The 15,535-nt window shown below is 72.0% G+C and carries 19 protein-coding genes; 9 read left to right on the top strand and 10 right to left on the bottom strand.

Annotation, left to right across the window (positions count from 1 at the left end):
* Positions 1 to 41: 41 nt before the first annotated feature.
* The 4 genes from sepX to HNR02_RS13545 all read right to left on the bottom strand — a co-directional run bounded on the left by sepX (position 42) and on the right by HNR02_RS13545 (position 3,800).
* Complete coding sequence (gene sepX, locus HNR02_RS13560; RefSeq protein ID WP_179773546.1) at positions 42 to 821, bottom strand: divisome protein SepX/GlpR; 780 nt, start codon at positions 819 to 821, stop codon at positions 42 to 44.
* Positions 822 to 963: 142 nt separating this feature from the next.
* Positions 964 to 1,623, bottom strand: a complete 660-nt coding sequence (locus HNR02_RS13555; RefSeq protein ID WP_179773545.1) for a GNAT family N-acetyltransferase — start codon at positions 1,621 to 1,623, stop codon at positions 964 to 966.
* Positions 1,624 to 1,632: 9 nt separating this feature from the next.
* Positions 1,633 to 2,898 (bottom strand): molybdotransferase-like divisome protein Glp, encoded by a 1,266-nt coding sequence (glp, locus tag HNR02_RS13550; RefSeq protein ID WP_179773544.1) that lies wholly within the window; start codon positions 2,896 to 2,898, stop codon positions 1,633 to 1,635.
* On the bottom strand, positions 2,898 to 3,800 hold the full coding sequence (locus HNR02_RS13545; RefSeq protein ID WP_179773543.1) for a UTP--glucose-1-phosphate uridylyltransferase: 903 nt from the start codon (positions 3,798 to 3,800) through the stop codon (positions 2,898 to 2,900). The genes glp and HNR02_RS13545 overlap by 1 nt, the downstream gene beginning before the upstream one ends.
* A 24-nt stretch (positions 3,801 to 3,824) precedes the next feature.
* Between HNR02_RS13545 and HNR02_RS13540 the strand changes: the two genes are divergently transcribed.
* From HNR02_RS13540 to mscL, 4 genes are all read left to right on the top strand, one after another.
* Entirely contained in the window at positions 3,825 to 4,418 is a 594-nt protein-coding gene (locus tag HNR02_RS13540) for a 5-formyltetrahydrofolate cyclo-ligase (RefSeq protein WP_179773542.1), read from the top strand.
* Between the two features lie 89 nt (positions 4,419 to 4,507).
* On the top strand, positions 4,508 to 4,822 hold the full coding sequence (locus tag HNR02_RS13535; protein WP_179773541.1) for an FmdB family zinc ribbon protein: 315 nt from the start codon (positions 4,508 to 4,510) through the stop codon (positions 4,820 to 4,822).
* 136 nt (positions 4,823 to 4,958) lie between these two features.
* Entirely contained in the window at positions 4,959 to 5,435 is a 477-nt protein-coding gene (locus tag HNR02_RS13530) for a hypothetical protein (protein WP_179773540.1), read from the top strand.
* 25 nt (positions 5,436 to 5,460) lie between these two features.
* Positions 5,461 to 5,919: a large-conductance mechanosensitive channel protein MscL gene (gene mscL / locus HNR02_RS13525; protein ID WP_179773539.1), complete on the top strand. Its 459-nt coding sequence runs from the start codon at positions 5,461 to 5,463 to the stop codon at positions 5,917 to 5,919.
* Positions 5,920 to 6,260: 341 nt separating this feature from the next.
* On the opposite strand, the gene HNR02_RS13520 is transcribed toward mscL, so the two are convergent.
* Together HNR02_RS13520 and HNR02_RS13515 are read right to left on the bottom strand one after the other, a co-directional pair.
* Complete coding sequence (locus HNR02_RS13520; RefSeq protein ID WP_179773538.1) at positions 6,261 to 6,437, bottom strand: hypothetical protein; 177 nt, start codon at positions 6,435 to 6,437, stop codon at positions 6,261 to 6,263.
* On the bottom strand, positions 6,437 to 6,937 hold the full coding sequence (locus HNR02_RS13515) for a MogA/MoaB family molybdenum cofactor biosynthesis protein (protein WP_179773537.1): 501 nt from the start codon (positions 6,935 to 6,937) through the stop codon (positions 6,437 to 6,439). Before HNR02_RS13515 ends, HNR02_RS13520 begins: the two co-directional genes overlap by 1 nt.
* Before the next feature lie 87 nt (positions 6,938 to 7,024).
* Here HNR02_RS13515 and HNR02_RS13510 point away from each other — a divergent pair, with 87 nt between their 5' ends.
* Together HNR02_RS13510 and HNR02_RS13505 are read left to right on the top strand one after the other, a co-directional pair.
* Entirely contained in the window at positions 7,025 to 8,074 is a 1,050-nt protein-coding gene (locus tag HNR02_RS13510; protein WP_179773536.1) for an NAD-dependent epimerase/dehydratase family protein, read from the top strand.
* 64 nt (positions 8,075 to 8,138) lie between these two features.
* Entirely contained in the window at positions 8,139 to 8,705 is a 567-nt protein-coding gene (locus tag HNR02_RS13505; protein ID WP_179773535.1) for a dihydrofolate reductase family protein, read from the top strand.
* Positions 8,706 to 8,710: 5 nt separating this feature from the next.
* Here HNR02_RS13505 and HNR02_RS13500 read toward each other — a convergent pair whose 3' ends face one another.
* From HNR02_RS13500 to HNR02_RS13490, 3 genes are read right to left on the bottom strand one after another with little or no spacing between them, the layout of a single operon-like run.
* The gene (locus HNR02_RS13500; RefSeq protein WP_179773534.1) at positions 8,711 to 9,757 is read right to left on the bottom strand and encodes a sensor histidine kinase; all 1,047 of its coding nucleotides are present in this window, start codon (positions 9,755 to 9,757) and stop codon (positions 8,711 to 8,713) included.
* On the bottom strand, positions 9,754 to 10,452 hold the full coding sequence (locus tag HNR02_RS13495) for a response regulator transcription factor (protein WP_179773533.1): 699 nt from the start codon (positions 10,450 to 10,452) through the stop codon (positions 9,754 to 9,756). Before HNR02_RS13495 ends, HNR02_RS13500 begins: the two co-directional genes overlap by 4 nt.
* 6 nt (positions 10,453 to 10,458) lie before the next feature.
* Positions 10,459 to 11,838 (bottom strand): hypothetical protein, encoded by a 1,380-nt coding sequence (locus tag HNR02_RS13490; protein ID WP_179773532.1) that lies wholly within the window; start codon positions 11,836 to 11,838, stop codon positions 10,459 to 10,461.
* Positions 11,839 to 12,007: 169 nt separating this feature from the next.
* Between HNR02_RS13490 and HNR02_RS13485 the strand changes: the two genes are divergently transcribed.
* Genes HNR02_RS13485 through HNR02_RS13475 form a run of 3 tightly spaced genes read left to right on the top strand, consistent with a single transcriptional unit; the run spans position 12,008 to position 13,907 of the window.
* Complete coding sequence (locus tag HNR02_RS13485; RefSeq protein WP_179775897.1) at positions 12,008 to 12,646, top strand: glycosyltransferase family 2 protein; 639 nt, start codon at positions 12,008 to 12,010, stop codon at positions 12,644 to 12,646.
* Positions 12,643 to 13,305 carry a TIGR04282 family arsenosugar biosynthesis glycosyltransferase gene (locus tag HNR02_RS13480; protein WP_179773531.1) on the top strand — a complete coding sequence of 221 codons (663 nt, stop codon included), beginning with the start codon at positions 12,643 to 12,645 and terminating at the stop codon, positions 13,303 to 13,305. Before HNR02_RS13485 ends, HNR02_RS13480 begins: the two co-directional genes overlap by 4 nt.
* Positions 13,302 to 13,907, top strand: a complete 606-nt coding sequence (locus tag HNR02_RS13475) for a class I SAM-dependent methyltransferase (protein ID WP_179773530.1) — start codon at positions 13,302 to 13,304, stop codon at positions 13,905 to 13,907. The genes HNR02_RS13480 and HNR02_RS13475 overlap by 4 nt, the downstream gene beginning before the upstream one ends.
* 174 nt (positions 13,908 to 14,081) lie before the next feature.
* Here the strand turns inward: HNR02_RS13475 and HNR02_RS13470 are convergent, their stop codons facing one another.
* Complete coding sequence (locus HNR02_RS13470; RefSeq protein ID WP_179773529.1) at positions 14,082 to 15,497, bottom strand: S1C family serine protease; 1,416 nt, start codon at positions 15,495 to 15,497, stop codon at positions 14,082 to 14,084.
* Between the last annotated feature and the right edge of the window lie 38 nt (positions 15,498 to 15,535).

Genomic DNA, 15,535 nt, shown 5'->3' with positions numbered 1-15,535 from the left:
CAGAAGCATAGCAACCGTCCGGAGGCGGTCTGCGAGGGGGTCTACTCGCCGACCGCGCGCCGGAACGGGAGCTGGTCCGGGTCGTCCAGGTCGTGGAACGCGGGGTCCTCGTCTTCGAGGTCGACGACGACCGCCGATCCGCGCAGTCGCATGGCGGGCGACGGCCTGCGTTCGACACCGGGGATCTCGCGTGGCGGCTCGACGACGTCCTCGACCGGGCGCTCGCGCCGCACGGGGCGGCCGGCCGGACGGGAACCGAGCCGGGCCATGCGGCGCTGACGGATCTCGGCCTCGATGCGCACCTGCCGTCGGAGGTAGGCGAGGTACCCGACGAGGGTGAGGTCGACGGCCCCGTGCAGCCACCACAGGGACGAGGTCAGGAAACCCGCACCCGCGGCCGTGACGATCGCGACGAGGAACAGGCAGAGGACGACCCGCTGGCGGAACGCGTACTTGGCGCGCGCGGCGATTTCGGCGGCCTCCGGGTCGAACCCTCCGCGGCCCGGGCGGTAGCGGCGTTCCGACGCGGACTCGCGCGCCACGCGTGGCGTCTCTTCCTCGAAGTCCTCGAACTCTTCGACGTCGTCGTACTCGGCCCGGTCGTCGTGGTCGCGGTCGTCGGCCTCGGTGACCTGCTGGGTGGACTCGGACATCGCGAACTCCTCCTCCGCGTCGTCTGCGCCGCCCCCACTGCGGACCACTCGGGCGGCCAGTTCGGCATCGGCTGTCCGTGTGACGGCCTGGCGCTTGCGGGCGACCATGGGCACGAGCACGACGAGCCAGGCCGCGGCCAAGGCGACGATGATCAGCGAGCTGGGCAATCCCCTCTCACCTCCCCCGTTCACTGCTACATGTCGTCACGCTAGTCACAGGAGTAACAGATGGGACGGAGCCACGCCGTCTGCGATCAGAAAAAGGGTCACCGGATCCAGTGAAAAACTCGCGGTTAGGTAACGAATCCCGTCACCGATATTCGGCGCGTCCGGTGGCGACGAGGCGGGCGACGAGGCCCGGCCCGGTTTCCTCGGCGGTGACGGCGTAGCTGTAGTGGTCCCGCCAGTCGCCCGCCACGTCCAAGTACCGCCTGAACAGGCCTTCCTGCCGGAACCCCGCCTTGGTGAGGACCTTGATGCTCGGCGCGTTCTCCGGTCGCACCGTCGCCTCGATGCGGTGCAAGCCGGCCACGGCGAACGCGTGATCGACGACGAGCGCCACGGCGCCCGTCGCGACCCCGCCCTTGACCATCGACGAGGACACCCAGTACCCGACCCACGCGGAGCGCAGTGAGGCGCGAATCACGTTACCGATCGTGATCTGCCCGGCGAACTCCCCGTCGACCATGATCGTGAACGGAAGACACTGTCCCCGCCTGGCCAGTGAGCGCAACGCGGTCCACTGCGGCGGCCACGACCAGAAGCTGTTGCGATCGCGCCACGGACCGGGACCGGTGGGCTCCCACGGTTCGAGGTGTTCCTGGTCACGCAGCCGGATGCGGCTCCAATCACCGGCGTCGCGCAGGCGGATCGGCCGGATCGCGAGGTCACCGGCGGCCACGCGAAGCGGTCCCAGCCGGGCCGGCCACCCTGGGTGGCGGGACTCCAGGTCATACGCTGCTGGCTGCACCCGTCAGTTCTAGCCCCGCTGAGCCAGGAAGGTCACCTTGACCTGCTCACCGGCGGGCACCTCGGTCATGTCCTCGTCGACGTTGACCAGACAGTTGGCTTCGGCCAGGGAGGCGAGCAGGTGCGCGCCGGAGGTGCCGAGGGGCTGCACCAGGTACTCGCCGGTGCTTTCGTCCCGCAGCAACTGCCCGCGCAGGAAGCCTCGGCGCCCCTTGGTCGACGACACCGGCGACAGCAGTCGCGCGCTGACCGTCCGGCGGTGCGGGTTGCGGGTGCCACGCGCCGCCCGGATCAGTGGCCTGATCAGGACCTCGAACACGACCAGCGCGCTCATCGGGTTGGCCGGGATCAGGAACGTCGGCACCGAGTCCGGACCGAGCCGCCCGAACCCCTGGGCGGAGCCGGGGTGCATGCCGACCCGGGCCATGTCGATGCGACCGAGGTCGGCCAGCGCGGCCTGCACCTCGTCGCCCGCGCTGCCACCCGCGCCACCGGCGACCACCACGACCTCGGACATCAGCAGCCGTCCTTCGACGGTCTCACGCAGCCGCTTCGGATCACTCGGCACGATCCCGACACGGCTGACCTCGGCACCGGCGTCGCGTGCCGCGGCGGCGAGGGCATAGGAGTTGACGTCGTAGACCTGGCCGGTGGACGGGGTGCGGTCGACGTCGACCAGCTCATCGCCCACCGACACGATGGACACCCGCGGCCGCGGGTAGACCAGCACCTTCGACCGCCCGACCGCCGCGAGCAGGCCGACCTGCGCCGCGCCGATCGTGTCGCCCTGCCGGACGGCCACGTCGCCGATCTGCACGTCCTCTCCGGTGCGCCGCACGTAGCCCGCCGAGGGCACCGAGCGGTGGACCGTCACCTTGGCCGGGTGGCCGTCGGTGAAGGCCGTCGGCACGACCGCGTCGGCGAGTGTCGGCAGCGGTGCGCCGGTGGCGACCCGGACGGCCTGCCCGGGCTGCAGCCTCCGGGGTTGCCGCGACCCGGCCGGAATCTCCCCCACCACCGGGAGCTGCACGGGTTCGTCGCCCTCGGCGCGCACGTCGACGCTGCGCACCGCGTAGCCGTCTACGGCGGCCTGGTCGAAACCGGGCAGCGCGTGCTCGGCCACGACCTCTTCGGCGCAGAGCAGGCCCTGCGCTTCGGAGATCGCGACGCGGACGGGGCGCGGGCGCACCGCGGCCTGCAGGACGCGGGCGATCTGCTCGTCGACCGAGCGGAGGTCCTGCTCGGCCTGGTCGAGCTCCGGGGTGGGTTCGGTCATCAGCTTTCGGTCCCGAGTCGTTCGGTCAACCAGGTCCGCAGCTCGGGACCGTAGTCCGGATCGTCGAGGGCGAAGTCCACGGCCGCCTTGAGGAAGCCGCCGGGGTTGCCCAGGTCGTGCCGTCCGCCGTGGTGGACGACGATGTGCACGGGGTGGTCCTCCTCGATCAGCAGCGCGACGGCATCGGTGAGCTGCAGTTCACCACCCGCTCCGGGCTCGATGCGACGCAGGGCGTCGAAGATCGCCCGGTCGAGGAGGTAGCGGCCGGCGGCGGCGTAGGTGGAGGGCGCTTCCTCGGGGGAGGGCTTCTCGACCATGCCGTGGACCTGCTTGACGTCGGCGTCCGCGGTGTCCGTGACGTCGAACACGCCGTAGGGCGAGATCTGCTCCTTCGGGATGTCGAACGCGCACAGCACGCTGCCGCCGTGCTTCGACCGCACTTCGGCCATCTTCGAGAGCACGCCCGCGGGCAGCACCAGGTCGTCGGGCAGCAGCACCGCGACGGCCTCGTCCTCGTCGGTCAGGTTCGGCTCGGCCTGCGCCACCGCGTGCCCGAGGCCCAGCGCCTCCTCTTGGATCGCGACCTCGACGTCGATCAGTTCCGGACCGCGCCGGACCTTCTCCAGCAGGCCGGACTTGCCCTTGCGTTCGAGGTTCGCCTCCAGCTCCGGTGCGGGACGGAAGTAGCTGACGACCGACTCCTTGCCCGGCGAAGTGACGATCACCAGCCGCTTCGCCCCGGCTTGCGCTGCCTCGCTCGCGACGATCTCGATGCCCGGGGTGTCCACCACGGGAAGCAGTTCCTTGGGAACGGCCTTGGTCGTCGGCAGGAACCGCGTGCCCAGCCCGGCGGCCGGCACGATCGCGGTTCGGAACGAGTGGTTGTCGAAGGCGCCCGTCATAGGCGCCAAGCCTAACCTGCGTACATGTGTGCGCAGCGCAATGACGAGGTGACGAAGGCGGAGTGGCGCACGGAACTGTCCGCCGCCCGTGCCGCCCTCTCGGTGCAGCAACGGGTCGCCGAGGCCGGCGCGCTGACCCGCGCGGTGTCCGCGATGCCATTGCCGGACACCGTCTGCTGCTACGTCCCGTTCGACACCGAACCGGGCTCGATCGGCCTGCTCGACGTGCTGCGCGAGCGCGGCGCGCGGGTGCTGCTCCCGGCGATTCCCGCCGGCCCCGGGCCGCTGGACTGGGCGGAGTACACCGGCAGCGCGAGCCTCGCCCCGGGCAGGTTCCGCCGCATCCCCGAACCCACCGGACCGCGGCTGGGTCCGGCCGCCCTGGCCGGCGCCGGACTGGTCCTGCTGCCCGCCATGGCGGTCGACCACCGCGGCGTGCGCCTGGGGCGGGGCGCCGGGCACTACGACCGGTCGCTGGCGCACGCCGCGCCCGGGACCGGCCTGGTGGCCGTCGTCCGGGACGCTGAGCTGGTCGAACACCTGCCCGCGGAGGACCACGACGTGCTCGTGACCGGGGCCCTCACCCCTGGCCGCGGGCACGTGCGACTGCCACTGTGACCAACCCTTGTTTGCACTGGGGGAATGGTGTCCAGCACAATTGCGTTAGCACTCTTGCGGATCGAGTGCCAATGCGCGAAGGAGCACCTGTGCCCACGTACCAGTACGCCTGCAAGGAGTGCGGCCACCGTTTCGAGGCCGTGCAGTCGTTCTCCGAAGCCAGCCTGACCGAGTGCCCGGAGTGCACCGGCCCGCTGCGCAAGCTCTACGGAGCGGTCGGCGTGATCTTCAAGGGCTCCGGCTTCTACCGGAACGACTCGCGCTCTTCGTCGTCATCGACGTCGTCCTCCTCGTCCTCTTCCAACTCGTCGAGCACTTCCAGCGAGAGCAAGAGCAGCAGCTCGGACTCCGGTTCCTCATCCTCCTCCGGGGGTACGACAACTACCGCCGCCGCGGCCTCCTGACCGCCGAGTTATCCACAAGTACCCAGTTATCCACAGCTGCCGGATCCGCATCTGTTCTGCCGGCTGACGGCACCCCTAGCGTCGATCTCGTCGACGGCAGACCGCCGTCGCACTCGACGACTGGGGGTGCTCCGCCATGCGCTTCGATCCGCGCGCCCACTGGAACCGCCTGCGGCCCCGCTTCGGTGGACGCCGCTGGAACCGGCTGCGCAAGCTGGTCGCCACGGCACTGTTGATCGCCGCGGCGGTGATGGCCGCGCGCCCGGACGCGCCCGAACCACGTGCCGCGCCGCCTCCCCCGTCCGCACCGGTCCCCTTCACGGGTGATCTTGCCCTCGCCGCGGTGCCCGTCCGGCTCGCGGACACCGGTGTCGCCGACCTGCTCAGTCCCGGTATGCGCGTCGACGTGGTCACCTTCGACGAGTCGGAACAGATCCGGAAGGTGCTGGCCAGCATGGCCACCGTCCTGACCGTGCGTCCGCCGCCGACGTCCGGCGGGCGCCTGGCCGCGGCACGAGACGGTCCGCTCGTCGTGCTGTCGCTGCCCGAGGACACGGCGAGGGAGGTGGCCGCCCTGTCACTCCGCAATCCGGTAGCGGTTACCCTCCGTTAGCCGTTTCCGGGTGAGAGGAGTGCACATGTTCAAGGGCTTCAAAGACTTTCTGATGCGCGGCAACGTCATCGAGCTGGCGGTCGCGGTCGTCATCGGAACGGCGTTCACCGCGATCGTCACGGCGTTCACCAACGGGCTCATCAAGCCGCTGATCAACGCGATCGGTGGCACCGAGGCCGCCAAGGGGCTGGGGTTCAACGTCCTGAGCGCCAACGACTCCACGTTCCTCGACTTCGGCGGTGTCATCAACGCGGCGATCAACTTCCTGATCGTCGCCGCGGTGGTGTACTTCCTGCTGGTGCTGCCGATGAAGAAGATCCAGGAGCGCCGCAAGCGCGGGCAGGAAGCGGGCCCGTCCGAGCCGACGGACGTCGAGCTGCTGACGGAGATCCGGGATCTCCTGCGCCAGCGGAACGGCTCCAACGGTCAGGTCGACACCGAGGTCGGCGGCAGCACCGCCACCAAGGTCGAGAACCGCGAGTGATGTCGGCGCTCCCGGGGTCCGGCCCCGGGAGCCCGGGAATCTCGAGACCTCGCCGTTCCCGCACCGCGCCGGGCCACCCCGGCCGCCGTCCTGCCAACGCCGGGCGACAGTGGTGCTGGGCGGACGGTGGCGCCAGCGCCCGTTTCATCAGCGGCGGAGCCGCTTGCTGTGGGCCGTGCGCTGGCCCCGCCGCGGGTTTGACTCGGCGGGTCGCGCGGAGCGCGTCCGTTCAGGGAAGTGGTCGGGCTGGCGGGCGGGAGTTCATGAGGAGGCGATCCCACAGCCAGGGGCCGCCTTGAACAGGGCCCGCGCCGCCACGCAAGCCACGTCCGAAACAGTCTCTAGCCGCCGTGGTGCGGGGGCCGGTTCTCGCGGTACCAGGCGTCGTCATCGCGCGTGGGGCGCTCCGGCTCCCGCTCGTCGGACGTGGTGTCCGGGAGGACCTCCCCGAAGACCTCGTCCAGCTTGCGCCGGTCGCGGTCACGGGGAGTCCTGCGCTCCCGGTCGTCCGCCGGCATCAGGACTCGTCGAGCCCGGAGAGCTGGTCGATCACGTAGGGCACGAGCGAGGACAGCGTCGCCATGCCGTCGCGCACCGCGGCGCGTGAGCCGGCGAGATTGACCACGAGCGTGCTGCCCGAGACGCCCACCAGGCCGCGGGAGATGCCCGCGTCCACCGCACCGGCGGCCAGCCCGGAGGAGCGCAGCGCCTCACCGACTCCGGGAATGGGGCGGTCCAGCACACCGACCGTCGCGTCCGGGGTGACGTCGCGCGGCGACACGCCCGTGCCGCCGACCGTGATGACGAGGTCCACGCCACCGATCACGGCGGTGTTGAGCGCGTTGCGGATCGCCACGGTGTCGGCGTGCACGAGCACCACGCCGTCCACGATGAAGCCGGCTTCCTCCAGCAGCTCCTGAACCAGGGGGCCCGAGGTGTCCTCATGCTCGCCGTGCGCCGCGCGGTCGTCCACGATCACCACGAGCGCGCGGCCCAGCCGCTGTGCACTGCGTTCCATGAGCACACGGTATCCGGTTGTTACCGAAGTCTGACGGGCACGTCGCCACTACTGCGTGCCAGCCGCGGCAGCCGTAGCGTGACCGGCGTGCGCGTACTCGTCACGGGCGGAGCCGGGTTCATCGGTTCCCATGTCGCCGACCTCCTGAACGCCTCCGGCTGGGACGTCGTGGTGCTCGACGACCTCCTGCCCCAGGCCCACGGCGGCGAGGAGGTACCCGGCTACACCACGGCTCACCGGTTCGTGCGAGGCGCCGTCACCGACGCGGCGCTGCTGCGCGAGCTGTTGTCCGAAGTGGACGTCGTCTGCCACCAGGCGGCGGTGGTCGGGCACGGCCTCGATCCCGCCGACGCGCCCACCTACGCCCTGCACAACGACTACGGCACGGCGGTGCTGCTGGCCGGGATGTACGCGGCCGGGCTGACCCGGCTCGTGCTGGCGTCGTCGATGGTCGTCTACGGCGAGGGCCGCTACCGCTGTCCCGAACACGGCGTCGTCGCGCCCGCGGCCCGTCCCCCGTCCGCCATCGAGAACGGGAGGTTCGAACCTCCGTGCCCCCGGTGCGGCGCCGACCTCGAACCGCTCCTCGTGCCCGAGGACGCACCACTGGAGCCGCGCAGCACCTACGCCGCCACGAAGCTGGCGCAGGAGCACCTGGCGGGCGCCTGGGCACGGCAGACCGGCGGGCACGTGTGGGCGCTGCGCTACCACAACGTGTACGGGCCGCGCATGCCCCGGAACACGCCCTACGCGGGGGTCGCCGCGCTCTTCCGCTCGGCACTCGAGCGGGGCGAGCCGCCGACCGTGCTGGAGGACGGCCGCCAGCGCCGCGACTTCGTGCACGTGGAGGACGTCGCCGAGGCGAATCTGCTCGCCCTCAAGACGCCAGGGCAGCCGGGAGAGCTGACGCCGGTCAACGTCTGTTCCGGTACACCCCACACCGTCGGCGAGCTGGCCACCGAGCTGGCCCGCGCATATGGCGGACCGGCACCGGTCGTCGCGGGCGGCGCCCGCTCCGCCGACGTCCGCCACGTGGTCGCCGATCCCGCCCGCGCCCGCGAGCTGCTGGGCTTCACCGCGCGGATCCCCTTCGACGAGGGCATCACGAGCTTCGCCGCGGCACCGCTGCGCGTCTGACTGTCGAACGGCGGCCCCTTCGTCCGACGTGGTGGTGAGACACCGGACCGAAGGGACTCCGCTCATGGCACAGAGCACACCGATCCGCCTGTACATGTCGATGTCGCTGGACGGCTACATCGCCGGGCCCGATGACCGCCCCGGGCAGGAACTCGGACGCGGCGGCGGCCGTCTGTTCGACTGGCTCGACCACCGGCTGGACCCCGGCCCGGACGGGCAGATATTCAGCGAGGCGCTGGCCACCGGCGCGCTCATTTCCGGGCGGCGCACGTTCGAACTGGCTGGCCGCTGGCAGGGCGACCACCACGACGGCGTCCCGATCCACGTGCTGACCCACCACATCGACCCCGCCGACGAGCCGCCGGGCAGCGCGAAGTTCTACACCGACGTCGTCGCGGCCGCCACCGACGCACGGGCCGCGGCGGGCGGACGCGCCGTCATGGTGCACGGCGCGGGCGCCGCGCAAGCGTTGCTGGCGGCCGGTCAGCTCGATGAGCTGGAGGTCCACCTCGTCCCGGTCCTGCTCGGTGGGGGCCGCCGCCTCTTCGGGGCCGAGACCGCCGAGCTGCGGCTCGTCCGGAGCATCGAGGGCCAGGGGGTCACGCACCTGCGCTATCAAGTCCTCCGGTGAGGCACTCACCCCGCGGCCAGCGGCAACCGCACCTCGAAGCGGCAACCCTCACCGTGGTTGCGCACCCCGATGTGCCCGTGATGGGCCTCCACCAGGCCCTTCGCGATCGCCAGCCCCAGTCCGCCGCCTGCGGTGCCCGAACGGTCCGGCGTGCGTGCCGCCGTGCCACGGAAGGCCACGTCGAACACGCGGGTGATCTCGTCCTCCGGGATGCCGCCGCAGCAGTCGTCCACCGCGAGCAGGGCGTCGTCGCCCTCCACGGCCACCCGCACGGCCACCGTGCCGTCCGGCGGGGTGTGCCGGATGGCGTTCGACACGAGGTTCTGCACGATCCGCGCCAGCTCCGGATCACTGCCGGACACCACCGGCCACGCGTCCGCCTCCGCCCGCACCCGCACCTGCTTCTGCTGCGCCAGCGGCGCCTGCGTGGCCAACGCGTCGCTGACGACGTCGCGCAGCGGCACCGCCGACAGCGACAACCGCAGGGCTCCCGCGGTGATCCGGGACAGCTCGAACAGGTCGTTCACCATCCCGGACAACCGCTCGCTCTCGCCGCTGATCCGCTGCGCGTAGTCGGCGACCTCGCGCTGCTCGGACACGATCCCGTCGGCCAGCGCCTCGGCCATCGCCCGGATCCCGGCCAGCGGGCTGCGCAGGTCGTGGCTGATCCACGCGACCAGGTCCCGTCGCGCGGCCTCGGCCGCGCGTTCCCGCTCACGCGCCTCCCGCTCCCACACCGTCCGCCGCCCGATGGCGCGGCCCAGCACGATCGCCGTGGGCACCGTCCACACGCCGACCAGCAGGCAGACCAGCAGCATCGTCGTCAGCGCCGGGGTGAACATGAACCCGCTGACACCGAGCACGCCGGCCAGCGTCGACAACACCGGGATCAGCACCAGCACCGTCAACGTGGTCGCCGGTGAACCACGCCGCAGGAAGTACAGCACCACGCCACCCGCGACGACGACCGGCAGCGCGAACAGCATCGCGAAGGGCAGGATGTGCCAGGCATGCGTCAGCATGTCCGGGAACGATTCACTCGGTTCGATCACGGCTGCACCGGGTCGTAGCGGTAGCCGACGCCCCACACCGTCGCGATGCGCGCCGGTTTCGCCGGGTCGGTCTCGATCTTCTCCCGTAGCCGTCGCACGTGGACGGTCACGGTGGACTGGTCGCCGAAGCTCCAGCCCCAGACCTTCTCCAGCAGCTCCTCGCGGGAGAACGCCGTCCCGGGATGCGCCAGGAAGTACGCCAGCAGGTCGAATTCGCGGGTGGTCAGCGGCAGGACCCGCCCGTCGAGCACCGCCTGGTGCGCGTCCGGCATCAGCCGCAACCCACCGTCGACGAGCACGCTCCCCACCGGCTCCCGCGCCGGCAGCCGGGCGCGCCGCAGCACCGAGGACACCCGCAACGCCAGCTCGCGCGGGCTGAACGGCTTGGTCACGTAGTCGTCCGCACCGAGCCGCAACCCCGCGATCCGGTCCTCCTCCTCGCCGAGCGCGGTCAGCAGGACCACCGGGACCTGGCTGGTCTCCCGCATCCGGCGGCACACCTCGAGTCCGCCGAGCCCGGGCATCATCACGTCGAGCACCACGAGGTCCGGCTCGCGTTCGCCGAAGCGGCGCAACCCGTCGACGCCGTCACCGGCCAGTTCGACGCTGAACCCGCCCGCCTCCAGGTACCGCCGCACCACGTCACGGACCGTCTCGTCGTCGTCGACCACGAGGATCCGGCCATTTTCAGACACTTCGCCCTACCAGTAGGTCAGCACGAGGTGATTCACCGCGAGCGCCAGCACCGCCTGGGCGGCGAGCCATCCACGACGCCCGCCCGGCAGCAACGACACCGCGGGCACCAACCACACCGTGAACGGTAGCCAAATCCGCTCGGTTTCGGCCTTGGACAGCCCGGAAAGGTCAGCCATCAGTATCGCGACCACCGCTGCCCCGACCAGGAGCAGCGCCGGCTCGGCGCGGATCCGGCCCTTGGCCAGGAAGGTGTCGGTCATGCTCCGGCGCACTCCGGCGATCACCGCGGGCCCGGCGGACAGGGCCAGACACGCGAGGTTGGCCCATACCCAGTACGCGTACGGCCGTTCCGTCGCGATGCCCTGGTAGTAGCGTTCGACGACGAGGTGGTAGCCGTCGAGCCACCAGAAGCCGCCCAGCGCGAAGGCCACGACGGGCACGAGCGCGCCGGCGATCGCCAGCGGCAGCACCCTGGTGAGGCCGCGACCGGCGACGATCACGGCGATCCCGACGACGCCCAGCAGCACGAGCCCGTAGGACAGGAAGATCCCGAACCCGAGCAGGGCGCCGCCCAGCAGCGAGTACGGGACCGCGAACCAGCGTCCGGTGCGGAAGCCGTGCGTCGCGTAGGCCAGCACGGCGACGCCGACCGCGGTGAGCCCGGCGAACAGGCCGTCGGCGGACGCCCCGACCCACACCGCGCCGGGGAACAGCACGGCGAACGGCACGGTCGCGCGCGCGGCGTCGCACTGGTGCAGCGCGGACAACGTCAGCGGCACGGCGACGGCCGCGAGACAGCCGACGAGTACGCAGACGACGGCCGCCCAGCCGCCGCCGGACAACCCGATGCGGTCGAGCCAGACGAACACCAGCGTCGCGCCCGGCGGGTGACCGGACACGTGGGTGGTCCACGAGTCGGGCTGGAAGTCGAGGATCCGGGACGAGAACCCGCGCACCATGGCCGGGATGTCGGTGATCCCCGGGACCTCGCGCAGGTATTCGTTGGGGTTGGTGAGGCGATCGGCGAGGCCGCGCTGCCAGCCGTCGACCATCGCGAGCGCGAACGTCCAGGCGACCGCGGTCAGGTAGCCGAGCCCGAGCAGCGGCCACCACCGCATCGAGCGCGCCAGCGGTGGTCCCCCTCCGACCACTACCAGCGCGATCACCAGTGCGAACACCGTTCCCGGACCGGTGTGCGGCAGCCAGTGGCCGAACAGCGGAGCGGCCGGGGCCAGCAGGTTGACGCCGGACCCGGGCCGGTTCAGATAGGCGCCGACGGCGACCGCGGCGGCGACCACGACACCGGCCGCCACGACGGCCACCACGTCCCAGGAACGCTTCGGGCGCCGGATGCGGTCCGGAGCGCGAAGGGTCCCGAGTTGCATGCACGCCCCCTTGTCTCTCACCGACCCCGCGCACGATAACGGCAGCCGATCGAGGGGGAAAGCCGGAACCGGGGTTCGTCACCAGTAGGTAAGATTTGATGGTCCGTCATTCTTTGGTAAGGCCCGAAAGGCTTTCTCTTCGTCCACGGTGGACTTACCGTCCGTGTTCGTGGACGTCATCCTGCCCTGCCTGAACGAGTCGGGCGCGCTGCCCGGCGTGCTGGCCGCACTGCCATCCGGTTCCCGGGCGATCGTGGTCGACAACGGGTCGACCGACGGTTCAGCCGAGGTCGCCGCCGCGTCGGGCGCGAAGGTCGTCTTCGAGCCGCGCCGAGGGTACGGCGCGGCCGTGCACACCGGACTGGAGCACGCGACGTCGGATCTCGTCGCGTTCCTGGACGCCGACGGGTCGCTCGACCCCGCGCAGCTGACGGAGCTGCAGGCGGAGGTGTCGCGGGGGGCCGATCTCGCCGCGGGACGCCGCCGTCCGGTGCCGGGCGCGTGGCCGTGGCACGCGCGGGCGGGAAACGCCCTGCTCGCGGCTCTGCTGCGGCGACAGGGGCTGCCGGTGCACGACATCGCGCCGATGCGGGTGGCCAGGCGGCGGGCGCTGCTCGACCTCGGCGTGCGGGATCGCGCGTTCGGGTACCCCCTGGAGCTTCTGGTGCGCGCCGGCCGGGCAGGCTGGTCCGTGCGCGAGGTGGACGTGACCTACCGGCCGCGGACGGCGGGGAAGTCGAAAGTGTCCGGTTCGGTGCGGGGCACGCTGCGCGCGGCGCGCGACATGGGGCGGGTGCTGCGCGGATGACGGAGGCGTTCTGCGTGCTCGTGGTGGCCAAGGCGCCGGTTCCCGGGTTCGCGAAGACGCGGCTGTGCCCGCCGGCCACGCCGCGGCAGGCCGCCGAGATCGCCGCGGCCGCGCTGCTGGACACGCTCGACGCGGTCGCCGCCACCCCGGGAGCCGTTCCGGTGGTCGCGTCGACCGGCGATTTCACCCGTGCGGCGCACAACGATCAGCTGGACCGGTCGCTGTCGGAGATGCGGGTCCTCCAGCAGCGCGGTGACTCGTTCGGCGAGCGGCTGGCGAACGCTCATGCCGACGCGGCGGCGGCTTGTCCCGGCCTGCCGGTGCTGCAGATCGGGATGGACACACCGCAGGTCACGGCCGAACTGCTGACGGCTTCCGCGCGGGGGCTGCTGGGACGGGACGCGGTACTGGGGCGCGCCGAGGACGGCGGCTGGTGGGCGCTGGGCCTGCGTGACCCGTGCAAGGCCCGCGTGCTCGCCGACGTGCCGATGTCCCGGCCGGACACGGGCGACCGGACGCACGCCGCGCTGGCCGGCGCCGGTCTCGCACCCGCCCCGCTGCGCGTTCTGTCCGATGTGGACACGATGTCCGACGCGCGGCGGGTCGCGCGCCAGTGCGGGGGCCGGTTCCCGCGCGCGGTCGCGGCGGTGGGCCGATGAACGGTCCGTTCGACGCGGGGCTGCTGGGCAGGCACTGCCGCCTCGAACTGGCCGACGGCGGACATGTCGACCTGCCCATCCAGCGCTGGATCCGGGATCCCGGCGAGGGCGACGAGCTGCTGCTGACCCGCTGCTCCGGCCCGACGCTCGACATCGGGTGCGGCCCGGGGCGTCTGACCGCCGCGCTGGCACAGCGGGGCGTCCCGTCGCTGGGCATCGACGTTTCGGGCACCGCCGTGCGGCTGACCCGGCAGCGCGGCGGGGTGGCGCTGCGGCGGAACGTGTTCGAGCGCCTCCCCGGCGAGGGACGCTGGCGGCACGCCCTGCTGGCCGACGGCAACATCGGCATCGGCGGCGAACCGGTTTCCCTGCTGCGGCGGGTGTTCGAGGTGCTCGGCCCGGGCGGCCGGGCACTGGTGGAGGTCGACCCGCCCGGCCGCACCGTGCGACGGGAACGCGTGCGGATCGACGGCAGCCCGTGGTTCCCGTGGGCGTGGCTGGGGGTGGACGCGCTCACCGGGGTCGCGCTCGCGGCAGGGTTGCGGCTCACCTGGACAGCCGCCCACGGCCGACGTCATTTCGCGGAACTGATGCGGGCCTGAGGGATGCGGCCCCGGCCACGAGAAAACCGCGCGCGACCGGCCTGAAAGCCAGTCGCACGCGGTCCGGTTACCGGCTCGTCCCCGTGAAGCCGGTCAAGTGGTCTCGGCCGCCCCGAGCGGCCGAGCGCCTCATCATTCCCCTCCGGCCACCCCGCGGCCGGAAACTCCCCGGCCTCAGTTGGTCGGCACCGCCTGACCGCCCAGGGTCACCTGGACCGTCCGCCCGTCGCTCAGCGTGAACGTCACCTTGTCGCCGGGGGCGCGGGTCCGCACCGCCGCGATGAGGCCGTCCGCGTCCTTGATGACGAGGTCTTCCACCTTCGTCACCACGTCGCCCTGTTTCAGGCCCGCCTGCTCGGACGGGCTGCCCGACTGCACGCCCGCGATCTGCGCGCCGCCCTGCTGGGCATCGCTGACGCTCGCGCCGATGTAGGTCTGCGTCGCCTTGCCGGTGTCGATGATCTCCTGGGCCGTGCGCCTCGCCTGGTTGATCGGGATCGCGAAACCGATACCGGCGTTCGTCGCCTCGGTCTGGCCCATTCCGCTGGACGACTGCGGGCTGTAGATGGCCGAGTTGATGCCGATGACCTGGCCCTGCAGGTTCGCCAGCGGGCCTCCCGAGTTACCGGGGTTGATCGCCGCGTCGGTCTGGATCGCGCTCATCACCGTCGTCTGGTCGTCCTCGCTGCCGCCGGCCTGCACCGGCCGGTGCAGCGCGCTCACGATGCCCGACGTGACCGTCCCGGCCAGCTCGAACGGCGAACCGATCGCCACCACCGGCTGCCCGACGCTCATGTTGTCCGAATTGCCCAGGGTCACCGGCGTCAGGTTCCGCACTCCGCTGACCTTCACCACGGCGATGTCCGTGGTCGGGTCGCGGCCCACGATCGACGCGTTCGCCTTGGTGCCGTCCTGGAACACCGCCTGGATCGACCCGCCGTCCGCGGCGACCTCGACGACGTGGTTGTTCGTCAGGATGTAGCCGTCCGTCGACAGCACGAACCCGGACCCCTCGCCCTGGGCGCCCTGTCCCGAAACCTGCAGCTCGACAACGCTCGGCGACAACTTCTGCGCCACCGCCTCGACCGAACCGGCCTGCGCCGTCGTCGTCTGCTGTGCCGGCGCGGGCTGGTCGAGCGCGTTGTACGACGAGCCGCCGCCGCTGTTCTGCGCGGTCAGGTACCCCCCGGCGGCACCTGCCCCACCGCCGACCAGCAACGCGAGCGCCGCGACACCGGCCACGAGCTTGCCCGGCCCGCGACGCTGCTGCGGAACCGACGGCGCCGTCATCGCCGCGGTCGCGTACGGCGAGTGCGACTGCTGCGGCGAACCCGGTGGCGCCCACGGATAACCGCCGGTCTGCTGCCCGGCGGACTCGCCCGTCTGGTGCTGCCCACCGGCCTGGTACGGCGTGGGCTGGGCGGCCTGCTGCGCGGCACCCTGCGCCGACCACGGGCTCGGCTGCTGCTGTAGTCCGGAGCCGAGCGGCGTTCCGCGCGGCGGCGTCTTCGCGTCCTCCGGCGACTGCGGCGTGCCGGGGTCCCGCTGGGCACCGCCGTCGTGCGGTGCGCTGGGGTCGTTCTCGGTCATGTCCCTACCATGCGTGTCGGTCCTGAGAGGGGGCTGAG

Source organism: Amycolatopsis endophytica (assembly GCF_013410405.1).
Classification (GTDB): Bacteria; Actinomycetota; Actinomycetes; order Mycobacteriales; family Pseudonocardiaceae; genus Amycolatopsis_E; species Amycolatopsis_E endophytica.
This window is presented reverse-complemented; position numbering and strand designations above follow the sequence as displayed.

Excerpts from the sequence above, each read along its gene's own strand:
- HNR02_RS13490 (WP_179773532.1), bottom strand. The coding sequence starts at position 11,838 with ATGCAACTCGGGACCCTTCGCGCTCCGGACCGCATCCGGCGCCCGAAG.
- HNR02_RS13545 (WP_179773543.1), bottom strand. The coding sequence starts at position 3,800 with ATGACGGGCGCCTTCGACAACCACTCGTTCCGAACCGCGATCGTGCCG.
- HNR02_RS13505 (WP_179773535.1), top strand. The coding sequence starts at position 8,139 with ATGGCACAGAGCACACCGATCCGCCTGTACATGTCGATGTCGCTGGAC.
- HNR02_RS13475 (WP_179773530.1), top strand. The coding sequence starts at position 13,302 with ATGAACGGTCCGTTCGACGCGGGGCTGCTGGGCAGGCACTGCCGCCTC.
- HNR02_RS13520 (WP_179773538.1), bottom strand. The coding sequence starts at position 6,437 with ATGCCGGCGGACGACCGGGAGCGCAGGACTCCCCGTGACCGCGACCGG.
- glp (WP_179773544.1), bottom strand. The coding sequence starts at position 2,898 with ATGACCGAACCCACCCCGGAGCTCGACCAGGCCGAGCAGGACCTCCGC.
- mscL (WP_179773539.1), top strand. The coding sequence starts at position 5,461 with ATGTTCAAGGGCTTCAAAGACTTTCTGATGCGCGGCAACGTCATCGAG.
- HNR02_RS13480 (WP_179773531.1), top strand. The coding sequence starts at position 12,643 with ATGACGGAGGCGTTCTGCGTGCTCGTGGTGGCCAAGGCGCCGGTTCCC.
- HNR02_RS13530 (WP_179773540.1), top strand. The coding sequence starts at position 4,959 with ATGCGCTTCGATCCGCGCGCCCACTGGAACCGCCTGCGGCCCCGCTTC.
- HNR02_RS13470 (WP_179773529.1), bottom strand. The coding sequence starts at position 15,497 with ATGACCGAGAACGACCCCAGCGCACCGCACGACGGCGGTGCCCAGCGG.
- HNR02_RS13540 (WP_179773542.1), top strand. The coding sequence starts at position 3,825 with ATGTGTGCGCAGCGCAATGACGAGGTGACGAAGGCGGAGTGGCGCACG.
- HNR02_RS13515 (WP_179773537.1), bottom strand. The coding sequence starts at position 6,937 with ATGGAACGCAGTGCACAGCGGCTGGGCCGCGCGCTCGTGGTGATCGTG.